The organism is Chryseobacterium gallinarum, from assembly GCF_001021975.1.
GTDB lineage: Bacteria > Bacteroidota > Bacteroidia > Flavobacteriales > Weeksellaceae > Chryseobacterium > Chryseobacterium gallinarum.
Genome location: NZ_CP009928.1, coordinates 785262 through 799884 on the forward strand (window position 1 = coordinate 785262; position 14623 = coordinate 799884).

The following is a 14623-nucleotide window of genomic DNA, read 5'->3' on the forward strand; positions in this document are numbered from 1 at the left end:
AAAATAGCGCATGAAAAAGAATATTATTTATCTTGTATTCATCATCATTATCGGTGTCGCTGTATTGGTACCGGGAATCAGGAATTTCCTGAAAGAACAATTCTTTCCGATTGCTACTATTGAAAATGCGGTACATATCAGTGAAGAAGATTATGATATAGACCTGAAGGGAATCAATGCTCCGAGCACCAATCTTAAAAATTTCAGGAATAAAGCTGTTTTTTTAAATTTCTGGGGCACCTGGTGTCCGCCATGCAGAAAAGAATGGCCAAGTATCCAAAAGCTCTACGACTCCAGAAAAGAGCATGTAGACTTTGTACTTATTGCTATGAATGATAAGGAAGAGGATGTAAGAAAGTTTTTAAAGGAAAATAATTATACGGTTCCTGTCTATATTGCCCAAAGCCCGATTTCTGAAAAGATTCTTCCTAAAGTATTCCCTACTACATTCCTTTTGGATAAAACAGGAAGGATTATCATCAAGGAAGATGCTTCAAAAGATTGGGACACAGAGACTGTGCATCAGTTCATTGACAATATCATCAAGTAATTTTTAACTAAATTTATAATTTGTTGGTACAGGATTTGTGAAATTTATAGTGTTGAAAAAATTGATTTAAATCCGAACACAAAATGAAATATTCAAAATTAAATCTTGCAAAAGAAGCCATCAGCCACAAAGGTTTTGTAAAAAAAATCCCTGATATTTTCAGAATGGTCAAAATGTGGAGAAAAGGAACTTATCCTATGAAATCCATAGATATTATTCTTCCTTTATTGGGTCTTTTATATGTCATTTCCCCAATAGACCTTCTTCCCGAATTTGCCATTCCCGTTCTTGGAGTAATGGATGACCTGGCCGTACTGTCCCTGACGATTCCCAAACTCATCAAAGAGGTTGACAAGTTTCTACTCTGGGAGGCGGAACAAAAATACAGCGGAACCAAAATTATTGATGCTGAAATCGTAAAATAAAATAATTGTTTGTCATATTTGAAACCATCCGGATCAGGGTGGTTTTTGTTTACATCAAACTTTATCTGCCAGCGAACTTTGTGCTATTTAGCATTATTAAAATTTACTTTATTTCAAGTGATAAAACAAAACCTTCACTATTGCAAAGGTTTTGTTTTTTATTCAGACACGAGCAAAATTCTCGCGCTAGTGGAGGGGAAACTAATTTTTATTATCAATTAAACTTTAATAATCGCTGTCTATATCTGCTATTGTTAAGTACATGTTTAATTATTGATTATCCGGAATTCCTCCATTATAACAAGTAATAGGTAAAATTTTATATTTTTTTATGAATTGATCTGCAAAATATTTTTCATAAGTTGGATTTATTCCTATACCTAAATATGCGGAATGATCTTTGTTGATAAAAATCATCCCTTTAGTTTTTTTTAAATCATTCTTATTTTCAAAATAAAACCTGTAATCCCTACCTTCTTTTTGCAAAACAAAAGATAGCATTTCCTTATAGTTTTGTGTTTCATATTCAGTTTCACCAAAATATGGTGGATATTCAAAAATTTCGTATTCTGGCTCAAAATCATTTAACCAATCAGTAATAAAATCACAAATTATTTGATTGTTAACTTTATCAACATACACGTATAAATCAACTAATTCCATAATTATTTTGTTTTTAATCCTGCACTAATAAATTGACCTCCCAATGTTTCATAATAATAATAAGTTTTTTTGTCTTTTAAAAACTCAAATGTTCTTGCTTTAACAGTTCCATTCTTGCTTGCCCCGAATTTTCGAACCAATATTAATATCACTTCGGGTTTTATATATTGAAATAGCTTTAATTTTACTAATTAATATATATTTGAATGTTGTTATTTGATTTAAATAATCAAAAATTATCAAAAACAAGTTGTCATCATAATTTGTTTTTTTTGGAATAATGTCCTTAGTTGACTTATATCAGTTGTTTCCATATTTACTTTTTTTGAATTAAAGGAAGTGCACCGCTAGCGCGAGCTTCTAGCGTGTTCTATCTAACATTTTTAAATTTACATTTATTTCAAGCGATAAAACAAACCCTTCACTATTGTAAAGGTTTTTGTTTTTTATTCAGACACGAGCAAGATGCTCGAACTAGTGAGGGAACTTTGCGTGCTGAAAGGTAAAATACGAATAAGCTGTTCTCAATAGCAAGGATGCAAAAATAATTGATCAATTATCATAAAAAATAATTCCTAGAATAGTACTATAGTCTTCACTACTAAAAATAAAACAACTTCTTTTATCTCCATCTATTACTGATAATAGTACGTTCTTTAAATTAGAATGTTTCATTCGCTTTACAGTTTCGGCTAAACCTTCAAAATATTTACCTTGATAAACACTAAAATCTAATCTGTCATTATATATTTCATACAAATGTTCTTTAGTTTCAGGAAATGATGAACTAAAAATATCTTTCTGATCTTTTATCTTTTTAATATAATCTACAACTTGATCTAAATAATTTCTTATTTCATATAAATCATCTATTATTAAATCATTCATATATACTTAATCTTATTTCAAATATGGAGTCCAAGTTCCTGGCTCCAAGGTTTAATTGTTTGCGCACCCATCACAGGACCAAAGACTTGTACTTCTCCTTCGAAAGCCTTGAGACAGGAAAGGATTGCTTCAAAATTATTAAATCACAAACTTTTTCTTTTTTTATTTATTTTGGGAGGGACAAAAATAATTGATCAATTATCATAAAAAATAATTCCTAGAATAGTACTATAGTCTTCACTACTAAAAATAGAGCAACTTCTCTTATCTCCATCTATATAGGATAATCTTATATCATTTAATACTGAATTTTTCATTCGCTTCACCACTTCTCCTAAGCCTTCAAAATAGTGCCCTTGATAAATACTTAAATCTAGTCTGTCATTATAAATTTCATATAGATGTTCTCTCGTTTGAACAAATGAATCAAGAGTAATTCCTCTAGATTTTAATTTTTTTAAAAAAGATTCTATCTGATCTAAATAGTTTCTGATATCGTACAATTCATTTATTATATTGTCATTCATAATCCATTATTTTATATATGGAGTCCAAGTTACGGTATTCCATGGTTTAATTTTTTCAGCTTCAAAGACAGGACCAAATACTTGTACTTCCCCTCGCTAATGCGAGCTTCTAGCTCGTTCTATTTAACATTTTAAATTTACATTTATTTCAAGCGATAACACAAAACCTTCACTATTGCGAAGGTTTTTGTTTTTATTCTTGGCACGAACAGAATGCCCACGCTAGCGAGCCGAATAAAATATTCGTGTCAGTAGGAACTGTCCTAGAATTTACGCGATATAACTATTTATTTTTTTTTATAATAAATTACATTTTCATCTGCATTCACTTCTATAATAGTCTTATTTTCTTTTGTATAAATTGGACAAGAAAGTCTAATTAAAAATCTTTTTACATCTTCTTCTGTCAAAAATTCTTCTAAATTAGAATCTTCATTATTATAAAAATTTAAAAAAATTATTCGATTTTTTTCCAATTCCCAAGTAGATTGTCCTTGATATTTCAAAGTTCCCTGTTTATTAAAAATCTTGTGAACGTATATGTTTTTTTCTATTATTAAAGAATCTATTGTTTGAGTTCCTTCAAAAACGTATCTTCCTAAAATATCATCTTTCTGGGTTGAACATGAAAAAAGGAAATTATAGTTGTTATAAAAAATATTTGCTTCATTTAAATATATTATTTTTATTTGTCCACCAAATTAATAAACTTTTTCCCGGTCCTTTACCATAAATAAATTCATCGTACAATAATCTCCCCACTAGCGCGTGCTATTTAATATTTTTAAAATTTACATTTATTTCAAGCGATAAAACAAAACCTTCACTATTGCGAAGGTTTTTGTTTTTATTCTTGACATGAGCAGGATGCTCGCGCTAGCAGGGGAAACTAATCTTATATTTCCAAGATTGGTTCTATATACTGTTTTTTGAAACTAAACCTCTCACTAAGTTGTGAGAGGTTAGATTATTTACTTACTCAAAGTCAGGAGACTCTTGCGTAGCTGAGGTAGGTTATTTTACCTATGAAAACTTGTATTGTTGAACTAACATTCTTATTAAATTGGACTGGGTTTAATATTTTTTAACCTTATAAAAGAAGCAGGTGCTGGAACAATTGGCTTTTTTCCTATATTCTGTTTATTATTATTTTCATCAACTAGACATAGGCAAATATCACATTCAAAAATTAATTTTTCCGAGCCAGCCTCTACAAAAACACGAAGATTATCATCACCATGACAGGGACAATTCTTATCTGATTTAAATATCAATAGATTGAAAAGCACATCCCTTACTTGTGTTATTGCACGTTCATATGTATTAATCTTAGGTTGTAAAATATCAAACTGAATTACATCTTTTAGGGAATACCAAACATGATCATCAACATAAAGTATATCTTCTACATTTAAATTTTCAAAATATTTTAAATAATCATCATAAAGATTCTGTATTTGAGCATCCTTTATTAATTGTATTTCTTTTGACCAATTTAACAATAGGTCAACTATTGAACGAGTAGTTAAACTATTTTTTCTTTGCTCTACATTTTGCTGTAGTTCTTTCCATTTTCTTAGTACAATATGGCTCATGGTGCTACTGGATATGTTGTTATTAAATTCCCTTTATAATCTGTAATTACGTTAATCCAAGAAGTAGCTACTCCTCCTTGTTTTAAGCTTGCATTACCAACTGTTTGTCCTACATCTACCGTTCTAAGAAACTGACCTCCATCCATGGCAGTTATAGGAGAGTTTATTACAGTCTTACTTTGTAAAATACTTTTTAGTTCTTCCTCTGATATACTGAAAACAGATCTATTATTTCCTAAGGGTCTATTAAAATGACCATCAAGTACATGATCCCATCCAGCACTAACAGGTGAATTAGAACTAGCTCTTAAAGGGGTAAAAGCGGTACGACCCTTGGCAAGATTTATTCTAGATGCATCAGGTTTTACTAGTAAAGTTTGAAAGCCTTTCCCTTTTCTAACAATCACAAGGGCAAGAGCAGCTATTCTAACTTTGCCAACTCCATCTTGTAATGATTCATCTTGATAATCAAGCCATGTATCAAAAGTAGCCCATCCCGCAGAAGCGGCAAGATTACTTCCACCCATTAGGAAAGTCCCCATAGTAAAAGCCAGGTTTCTTTCAAATTTTTCTGTGGCAAGAGCAGCTTTACTATTTCTGATACCAAAAGCTAATCTATCCTGAGAACCATGATAAGCACTTAAGCTTTGGATTCCCATAAATGATAGCCTAGAATCACTGACATTTTTTGTCAACTTAATCTCACCAATTTCAATAGGATTATTAGGAGTAGAACCTTTCCTTGGTGGATCCTCCTCTCCAAGCATTCCGGTTGGATCATTAAATCTTATAGGATTTCCATAAACATATGAATATGGACTGTAAGCAAATTGTAACTCGCTCAAAGGATCATGTACACCCCATCTACCCAGATCCGGCATATACATTCTTGCTCCATAATCATACATTCCCGTCTCCTGTAGCTCCTTTCCATTGTACTTATAATTAAAGTACCCTCCTAAAAGCCCTTTTCCCTGGCCAATATGGTTTAACCCGAACGGATAATAATTGTTAGTATCCGTCACTTGAGCAGCACCTGCGCTGTTTTTAGTATAGCTTACCCTCGCATTTCCAAGGTGATCCCTGTATTGGTAAATATAGCGGTTTTCTTAACTAAAAGTACTGCAATTATAATAAAAAGTTGTGTGAATTACCTAGAGACTTTATCAGCAAATATGAGCGCGAGGAAGTAAAACCATCTATTGAGATGGCCACGCAGCTGGCAGAGGCCCTGGAAGTATCTCTGGATTATCTCGTAGGGTCTACGGATATTCTACTGGATAAAAATATTGTCGCTAAAATTTTAGATATACAAAAACTAAAAGAGAATGATAGACAACACGTCTTCGCTCTCCTGGATGCTTTTCTTAAACAAACCAAGCTGCAAAGCATTTTATAAAGTAACGAAGCCACCTCAATTGAGGTGGCTTCGTTACTTTATAATTTAGAAAAAAATTCACTCTGATATATATTCTTTTAAAATATTTTGCATACCCTCTTTTAAATTATTACTATCAATTCTTAACATCTGTCTACTTTGATTTGAAAACATAACCATCAATGTATAGGGGTTACTTACTCTTTCTCCATCAAACTTAATTACAACAACATCTTTATTGTCTTTAATCACTTCAAAACACATTAATAGTTCCTCTAAATTAGAATCTTTATTGAGTACCTGTTTAATATAATCCATATATAGTTATTTTGTTAATAATCTTGCAATTTCAGAAACATCAGTTACTTTACCCTCCGCAACTTGAGTCGCAACATTTAGCATATCTTTACGACTTACAGTTTCTATACCTGCCTCTTTTGCTAATTTCTCAAACACAGCAACAGCTGTACGTTTATTGCCATCCATGAACATATGTCCATGTGATATTGATTTAAAAATAGAAGCACTTTGTTCTGCTGCCGTTTCATAATACATTGCAGAAGAAATAGCAGATGATGGAGATCCATTAAGAAGAACTCCGCCACCATTAGTGGTTTTATTAATAGCAACAATATCATCAACTAAATTTTGTAAACCATTTCCTTTACGGGCTATAACTAATAAAATAGCTGCTAATTTAACCTTACCAATCTTGTTTTTTGTTTCTTCACTTTGGTAATCAACTACTGCATCAAGAGTAGCCCATCCTGCAGAAGCTACAAGATTACTTCCACCCATTAGGAAAGTCCCCATAGTAAAAGCCAGGTTTCTTTCAAATTTTTCTGTGGCAAGAGCAGCTTTACTATTTCTGATACCAAAAGCTAATCTATCCTGAGAACCATGATAAGCACTTAAGCTTTGGATTCCCATAAATGATAGCCTAGAATCACTGACATTTTTTGTCAACTTAATCTCACCAATTTCAATAGGATTATTAGGAGTAGAACCTTTCCTTGGTGGATCCTCCTCTCCAAGCATTCCGGTTGGATCATTAAATCTTATAGGATTTCCATAAACATATGAATATGGACTGTAAGCAAATTGTAACTCGCTCAAAGGATCATGTACACCCCATCTACCCAGATCCGGCATATACATTCTTGCTCCATAATCATACATCCCGGTCTCCTGTAGCTCCTTTCCATTGTACTTATAATTAAAATACCCTCCTAAAGGTTTAACCCGAACGGATAATAATTATTGGTATCCGTCACTTGAGCAACACCTGCGCTGTTTTTAGCATAACTTACCCTCGCATTTCCAAGGTGATCCCTGTATTGGTAAATATAGCGGTTTTCCTGAAAACTATGAAATCCTTCTGCCGTTGGTACAAAATCAAGACGCCATTCCGGGGTAATAACGCCCGGCTCAAGAATTTCCCCGGATTCCTTATAAGCCTCCTTTTCAAAAGCTACACTTGTACGACACCATAGGCAAGGTTCAATAACTTCACGATATTTGTACTGGAAACCATCCAGGTAATCGGCAATATTATTAGTGGTTGATTGTCCTCTTCCTCCTCCTGAAGTATTGAGTTTACGGAGTTTTATCCCATCTGCACGATAAAGGTATTGCAACCTGAAATTCTTAGTCCCGAAAAAAGCATCAGAGTTTTATTTATCTTGTTCTGTTTTGTATATGAAAACAGAACAATACAAAAACCACCGTAATTGCGGTGGTTCTATGTTTCATTTAGTATCGTTTAGTAGAGCTGATACACAATCTCTGACATTCTGTATACCTAGCTTTTGTTTAATTTCTTTCATATCCTCTTTCATATTTTTCATAGGATTACTATTGCAAAAAAAAGATATTTTTGCATTTTCATTATAATTAAACGTCCAACTTCCAACGTCATTAATTATATTATCGTCAAATTTATTTAGAAAAAAGGCGTTAGTCTTCTTAGTATTTTTAAAATTTGATAACAAAATATTTTTATTCTCAACATTGTTTGCGTAGATAACTACTTTATAACCTCTATATTCAATTATTGAATCTTTTTCATTAATTTTTCCTATACAATCAAAACAATTATTATTTATATAGATATTTTTTTCTTTAAGATTATCCTCTTCATTATCAATTCCTAATTGTAAAAATGTTTTACTGGGATTAAAAATTTTATTTCTTGAAGAATAGTAATCAATATAAGTATCAACAATATTATTTACATTGATTTTTTGTGCTGAACAACTTAAAGTTGTAAATGATATAACACATAAAAATAGTATCTTATTCAATATTTGCACTGGATCCATCATATCTAATATATTTTTTTAAAACAGTTGAATACACTCTAAGCTTGATATTATCATGAGCTTTTGCTACATTAACATCACAATTTTTTCCATTACAGTCAAAAGTATTTACCTTAAAGCCTTTTGCCCCATAATTAAATCCACTAGGAGATAATTGATAACCAAGGGGATGGTTATGATCTTGTGCTGTTAAGCTACTTTGAAAAAAGTTATCGCCTCCTACTGAAAAATTAGACATTAATCCCGTTCCTTTGGGATCAAGCGGAGAAGTACTAGGTAAATGATAAGTTGATATTACAGAAAAATTACTATCCGAAGTAGACGATTTATAAGTAGAATTTGCTGTTTCTACATTCGTATTATTGTAAAAATACTCTGCAACTTCTGAAGCTTTTGACTCATTATTATGGAAGCTTAACGTAGATAGCTTATCACTGCTATTACCTTCATTATCTGTAATTGGCGAACTTAATGTTTTTTCCTGAGAGTTATTTTTAATATAACCTTTTTCTCCCACATCTACACCTCCATCATTATTAGCGTTAAGATTGCTATTCTTATCAAAATTTTTGGAAGCATAAATTACATCTCTTTCAGATGCTGCTCTCCAAATTAATTCTCCTTTTTTATTCAACTCATAAATATCAGTTCCTTGTCTTCCATCCGGATCAATAAACCTCAAAGGATTATTAAATGCATATGTGTATGGCGACCATCTTCTCATCTTTTCCGCCAACGGATCCACCACGCCCCATCTTCCCAGATCTGCCATATAAAACCTTGCCCCATAATCATACATTCCCGTCTCCTGTAGCTCCTTTCCATTGTACTTATAATTAAAATACCCTCCTAAAAGCCCTTTTCCCTGGCCAATATGGTTTAACCCGAACGGATAATAATTGTTAGTATCCGTCACTTGAGCAGCACCTGCGCTGTTTTTAGTATAGCTTACCCTCGCATTTCCAAGGTGATCCCTGTATTGGTAAATATAGCGGTTTTCAGCGAAACTATAAAATCCTTCTGCTGTTGGTACAAAATCAAGACGCCATTCCGGGGTAATAACGCCCGGCTCAAGAATTTCCCCGGATTCCTTATAAGCCTCCTTTTCAAAAGCTACACTTGTACGACACCATAGACAAGGTTCAATAACTTCACGATATTTGTACTGGAAACCATCCAGGTAATCGGTAATATTATTAGTGGTTGATTGTCCTCTTCCTCCTCCTGAAGTATTGAGTTTACGGAGTTTTATCCCATCTGCACGATAAAGGTATTGCAACCTGAAATTCTTAGTCCCGAAAAAAGGGTCAGTTTGGGTAATGGAATAGGCATCGGGTAAACTCAGGTAATTATATGCAATATTCTGAATTCCTTTATCCTTCAAATTGAGCATATTCCCGTTCAGGTCATAATCTATGATATTATTTCCGCCTTCATAGCCGGTATCGTTCAGAGAATGTTCTATCACCTGGTTCAAACGGTTGCCGGTATAGTTATACTCTAAATCATCCACCACCGTGGAAGTGCTTCCCAATACCGGGAAAGCATTTCTTTTCAGGGTCATAATATTGCCATTCGTGTCATAGGTAAGATGTTCATTAAAGTTATTGTTGTATGGATTGGTGGCATTAGGCTCCGTATAGATGCCATCCTTTAACCTATTGAGGCCATCATAGGTATAGGAGTACCTTTTTAAAACATCCTCTGAAGAGTTTCTCCAGTCTACCTCTGCAATATTCCCGTTAAACCTACCTGAAGCTAAATTGGTATACACAGGATTAGTATATTTGATTTCATAGCCAAACAATTTCCCATTCAGGTTGGCAGGATCATTGATCCTGGTCATCCAGCCCCTGATATTGTAGGCATAATCAATACTCTGCAAGTTATTGCCTACTTTTTTATTGGTTAGCTGAGAAAGTTCATTATAGGTATTCTGGGCCAGAATCTCTTCAGGATTATTATCTACCTGGTGTCTGTGCACCAACAGCCTGTTTTGGGAATCATATTCAAAGTTTTCTGTAATAATCCTTTCTGTATCGGTATCCAGTCTCTTATGTCGGGTGACAACCTGTTGAGCAACGCCTGCAAAATCCAGTTTGGATTCTGTTTTGGTATAACCTCCCAAATGGTTGATGGAATGGGTTCCTATTACTCTTCCTTTGGTATCGTAGTAGGTATAATTTTTCGTCCAGTTGTCATCTTCAATATTTTTCACCAAACTCATGGTAGGAAGTCCTTTGGTGCTTCTTCCATCTGAAGTTGACGTTTCTGTTAATACAGCAGTTCCCTGGATACTTGTAGGAAAAGATGGGTTGAAACTATAGCCCTGAGGATAAGTATCATAGTAATTAATACTCAATACGGTTTCTAAATTATGAAAATATATATTGGAATAATAAATGGTCATTCCATTTTTTACAAAGCCTCCAGGTTCCCTGTTTTCTGTAATAACAAGGTCAGATATTTGGCTCTGCATACTGATTCTACTTTCACCAGATTGAATCCCAGTATAAGCTACTCTTCCAAACTGATCATATTTAGTAATTAACCATTTGTTTTGTGCTCGGAGATTAGCATCCTGGGATAAAATCAAACGATCGGCTCCATCATATACCATATATTCCCAACCTTTACCTGGTAGCTTCTTTTCTACAAGCCTTCCTTTACCATCATAACGGTATTGATAGCACAAGTCGTTTAGCAGATCGTCGGTGATTGATTTATGAACAGCATTGGGAGGAATAACAAAGGCAAGTTGGTTGTATTCATTGTAAACATAATAGGTATCAATATTTTTTACCCCATCTGTTTTACGTACCAGCATAATTTGCCCCTGCCCATTTTTAAACTCTCGTGTTTCATTTCCATCTTCATCTTTTATTGTATTTTTATATAGTTGATTGGGAGCATAGGTTTGTGCTGATGATAAACTCAGAATACTTTTAGTCGCATTGTTTTCCCAGATTGTGGAAGTAACAAATTGATAGACTTCATCAGATGCATTCGTTCCATATTCAAATTTCACAGGTTTACCAGCCCAGTCATTACCCACCTGGATCTGTTGCTGAATCCTGTCTAAAGGTGAGTTTTCCAGCACTTTTTCTGAATAAATCTTTTCCGCACCATACATGGATGAAGCATTTCCAAGAGGTGAAGCATAGATAGCTCCGTTCTGGGTTCCGGATTGGGGAACGGGTAGGTAATCTTTAACTTGCCTTCCGAAACCATCATATTCAATATGGGTAACCACATCTTTTCCTGCAGGAGAGGCTTTTACGCCAACTACCTGTTTGGGTCTGCCTAGGCCATCAAAATATTGAACGGTTTCAGATGATTTTGTGGCTGTTGTTCCGCTGTAATCAAGATAAGTTTTAGTCTGTACATAGTTTTCCGTATTGGGAAGTGGGGTAAGCTGGGCTTTTACATTGCCCAACAGCAATATTCCTACCGGGATAATTATCTTTTTCATCGTTTGTTAGTTTTTATAGTTGTATCTCATCTCCTTTAACACTTTTCCATTGGCATCAATCACTTTCTCAAGCCTGTTAGCCGAATCATAAATATAGCTTTCCCTTATCCCGGATGGTGGGGTGATGCTTCGAACTCCTATCAAAGGATCGTAAGTGTAAGTGGTAACCGGGTAACCGGACAGGCTGTTTCTAAAGGTATTCAATGCTGATAACAGAGCTGTTTCATCATTATTCGGTGCTGCCGAAGCATCGGTATCAGAGGCTGTGATAATGGCGGATGCTAAACTCTGAACCTGCCCATAGGTAGCTCCTTCAATCTTGGCAATAGGCTGGGTCCCGTTGTACCCCCAGATAATGACTGTAGAAATTCCATCTTTTGTCGTGTACTGGAGTAAGTTTCCTTTAGAGTCATATTGATCGTACGTAACTTCGGCCGAAGTTACACTAGGATTTTGAATATCGTAAGACAAAACAGAAGTTGGAAGTAATGTGGCAGGATTGTCATATTTCGTTTCTGTTTTTGAAAGGATTTTTCCGGAAACATCATTAGCGTTTTGCTTTTTTATTATTGTCGTTTCTAAAGGAATACTTATCATATTTGCATTGATCAACTTTTGATTTAATTTTTCATGAGCATATTTATAAGCAGTTGTCAGAACAGAACCATCATATGAAATCATTTTTTCTGTACTTATCTTATAGTTGATATTGTTCCGTATAATTTCTGAGGATGCTTCTATTACTCCCGAAGTAAAATATTGTTTTGAATTAACTTTGTGATTTTTCACCCATGAAGTTCTCAAATAAAAGTTTCCTCCCATCCATCTTGGTACAGATAGGTACATTGGGGAATTATATTCTTCTAAGGTATATTCAAAGGTTTCCTCGGCTAGTTTTTGGTTTAAAGAGCTATAAATTTCTTTCTTTTCCAAAAGACCACTTCTCATAATGTTAAAGTTAGGCCAAAAGGCCCGATCAGGATCAAAGGTAGGTTGGGTAGGATATGCATCTGCTGTTTTAAAATAATATTTTGTATAACCATTTCCGTTGGAAACTTTTACGTTTCTATATACCACTATAGGATTGACAGGTTTCTGATCTACAGTATAACCTTCATTAATATAATATCCACTTGAATTTGCTTCGTCATCAAATTTATTATAACTGTATTCTTCCATAGCGGAAGGATTAGGAGGAAAACTATTATTTTCATTAAAATACTGGATCTTTTTTACCCTGAGAAGCTTATCGTCGCTAGGTAATAAAACTACAGTTTGGACAGGGTTATCAATATCATTATAAAAAGCTTTAAATGTAACTGAGCTATTGAGAGAGGCCATTAGATCTGAACAATGTAATGAGATATAATATTCTCCAGATGTAAATGTTCTTTTTTGCTGTTTAGGGTAAGAAGGATCTATTTCAAAGGCCGGCCCCATTCCATGAACAAGCTGATAATTGCTTCCCTCTTTTTTAAAGATACTCACACTCCATGGATAGCCTGAAAGATTATCCTCAAGGAATTCAACAGTAATTTCTTTATTTTGGGAAATTGTAAAGAAGTATTTTTTATCATTATAATCAAATCCAGAAAACACTACATTTCCAAGATCTATTCTTGGTATTGTTGTTACTAAGGATTGTGTATAGTAAGACGGTACTAACTCAAAGTCATATTCAGTATTACCTCCTGTAGATTGTCTAACCTTCTTTAATACATCCAAGAAAGTATTAGTTCCCCCAGAAGCATCACTTAATATTGGATAGTAATCAAATTTAATTTTCTCAATTATATTTTCATTGACATCGACCTTACCGATTGCATCTAATAATCTAGCTGGATTCTGGACTGAATATGCATATTCAAATTTATACTTTTTAACAAATTGATTATCAATTGTTTTTAGAATTATAGATTCTATACTGAACTTATCAATCTTTTTATCCAAAAATTCATTTTTGCTATAGTTTATTTCTACAACTCCCTTATCCTTTATTTCAATCTTGTTGAGTTTGAGTGTTTCGGATTCTATTATTTGACTTCCTACTCCTGTATAAGTTATATCCTTTAGGTAATTATATTTTACCAATTCCTGATTTTTTTCATCTGATATAGAAGTTAGATAAAACGCACTTCTATAATTTCTTTCATCGGTAATGGATCCTTCCAAAGGCTGGTCCCATAGCCAAACCCTCATCCGGGATATGTTATAGTCACGGAAATGATACTTTATACCTTCATCGCTTGTAATAGTAAAGGAATCAAAGATAAGGGTAGCAGTATTACTTGTTCTAGTATATTCTAACTTTGAAGTATAAGGACTTAGCTTTACAATATGAAAAGTATTGTTTACAATATCTCTCTCAACCTTGAACTTTCCTGATTCGCCTGGAATATTAAAATTATAAATATCGTTAAACTCATTCTTAATATAATAATTGGCAGATGCATTATCGAATGTTTCATCAAAATCATCCAAAATTTCTCTGGTGATTACTCCGTTACCCAAGACTGACCATCCCATTCCCATCTCTCCAGAGCCAGTAACGTTGGAAACATTACCGATGTGGTAATTTAGTCCAAGGCTTATATTTACTAGTTTATGATTAGTAGGTACGTTGATTAAAGAGTAAGATATATCTGGAACTCCTGTTTGAAAAGAAACAGGGGTTTTAGCATATGTTGCTAACGAAGAAACTGATGGGACAGGCTGTGTAATGCCTGTATTATAACTTTGCATCTGGGCATATATGTTTATAGTTAAAAAACATATTATTAGTAAAAAAAATCTTTTCATCATGT

15 protein-coding genes are annotated in these 14623 nt (G+C 33.6%); 3 read left to right on the top strand and 12 right to left on the bottom strand.

Annotated elements, in window-relative coordinates:
• The first annotated feature begins 10 nt into the window (after nt 1-10).
• A complete protein-coding gene (locus OK18_RS03600) occupies nt 11-550 on the top strand; it encodes a TlpA family protein disulfide reductase (RefSeq protein WP_050022718.1) in 540 nt (179 codons plus the stop codon).
• Between the two features lie 83 nt (nt 551-633).
• Entirely contained in the window at nt 634-975 is a 342-nt protein-coding gene (locus tag OK18_RS03605) for a YkvA family protein (RefSeq protein WP_050022719.1), read from the top strand.
• Between the two features lie 270 nt (nt 976-1245).
• Here OK18_RS03605 and OK18_RS03610 read toward each other — a convergent pair whose 3' ends face one another.
• The 6 genes from OK18_RS03610 to OK18_RS21880 all read right to left on the bottom strand — a co-directional run bounded on the left by OK18_RS03610 (nt 1246) and on the right by OK18_RS21880 (nt 5673).
• Nucleotides 1246-1638 carry a hypothetical protein gene (locus OK18_RS03610; RefSeq protein WP_053327108.1) on the bottom strand — a complete coding sequence of 131 codons (393 nt, stop codon included), beginning with the start codon at nt 1636-1638 and terminating at the stop codon, nt 1246-1248.
• Nucleotides 1639-2190: 552 nt separating this feature from the next.
• Complete coding sequence (locus tag OK18_RS03615; protein WP_053327109.1) at nt 2191-2526, bottom strand: hypothetical protein; 336 nt, start codon at nt 2524-2526, stop codon at nt 2191-2193.
• 194 nt (nt 2527-2720) lie between these two features.
• Nucleotides 2721-3053 (bottom strand): hypothetical protein, encoded by a 333-nt coding sequence (locus OK18_RS03620; RefSeq protein WP_053327110.1) that lies wholly within the window; start codon nt 3051-3053, stop codon nt 2721-2723.
• A 287-nt stretch (nt 3054-3340) separates the two neighbouring features.
• Nucleotides 3341-3559 (bottom strand): hypothetical protein, encoded by a 219-nt coding sequence (locus OK18_RS21615; RefSeq protein WP_228377685.1) that lies wholly within the window; start codon nt 3557-3559, stop codon nt 3341-3343.
• Nucleotides 3560-4111: 552 nt separating this feature from the next.
• A complete protein-coding gene (locus OK18_RS03630; protein WP_053327112.1) occupies nt 4112-4648 on the bottom strand; it encodes a hypothetical protein in 537 nt (178 codons plus the stop codon).
• Nucleotides 4645-5673, bottom strand: coding sequence for an RHS repeat-associated core domain-containing protein (locus tag OK18_RS21880; RefSeq protein ID WP_053327113.1), 1029 nt, complete (start codon nt 5671-5673; stop codon nt 4645-4647). The genes OK18_RS03630 and OK18_RS21880 overlap by 4 nt, the downstream gene beginning before the upstream one ends.
• Before the next feature lie 116 nt (nt 5674-5789).
• On the opposite strand from OK18_RS21880, the gene OK18_RS03640 reads away from it, so the two are divergent.
• Nucleotides 5790-6047: a helix-turn-helix domain-containing protein gene (locus OK18_RS03640; RefSeq protein WP_053327114.1), complete on the top strand. Its 258-nt coding sequence runs from the start codon at nt 5790-5792 to the stop codon at nt 6045-6047.
• A 57-nt stretch (nt 6048-6104) separates the two neighbouring features.
• Here the strand turns inward: OK18_RS03640 and OK18_RS03645 are convergent, their stop codons facing one another.
• The 6 genes from OK18_RS03645 to OK18_RS03670 all read right to left on the bottom strand — a co-directional run bounded on the left by OK18_RS03645 (nt 6105) and on the right by OK18_RS03670 (nt 14621).
• The gene (locus OK18_RS03645) at nt 6105-6344 is read right to left on the bottom strand and encodes a hypothetical protein (protein WP_050022746.1); all 240 of its coding nucleotides are present in this window, start codon (nt 6342-6344) and stop codon (nt 6105-6107) included.
• A 6-nt stretch (nt 6345-6350) separates the two neighbouring features.
• Complete coding sequence (locus tag OK18_RS21625; RefSeq protein WP_053327115.1) at nt 6351-7205, bottom strand: RHS repeat-associated core domain-containing protein; 855 nt, start codon at nt 7203-7205, stop codon at nt 6351-6353.
• 50 nt (nt 7206-7255) lie between these two features.
• Nucleotides 7256-7663: a hypothetical protein gene (locus OK18_RS21630; RefSeq protein ID WP_053327116.1), complete on the bottom strand. Its 408-nt coding sequence runs from the start codon at nt 7661-7663 to the stop codon at nt 7256-7258.
• A 111-nt stretch (nt 7664-7774) separates the two neighbouring features.
• Nucleotides 7775-8350, bottom strand: a complete 576-nt coding sequence (locus OK18_RS03660) for a hypothetical protein (protein ID WP_053327117.1) — start codon at nt 8348-8350, stop codon at nt 7775-7777.
• Complete coding sequence (locus tag OK18_RS03665; RefSeq protein WP_053327118.1) at nt 8322-11819, bottom strand: DUF6443 domain-containing protein; 3498 nt, start codon at nt 11817-11819, stop codon at nt 8322-8324. Before OK18_RS03665 ends, OK18_RS03660 begins: the two co-directional genes overlap by 29 nt.
• A gap of 6 nt (nt 11820-11825) precedes the next feature.
• Entirely contained in the window at nt 11826-14621 is a 2796-nt protein-coding gene (locus tag OK18_RS03670; protein WP_156173218.1) for an RHS repeat domain-containing protein, read from the bottom strand.
• Nucleotides 14622-14623: the final 2 nt, after the last annotated feature.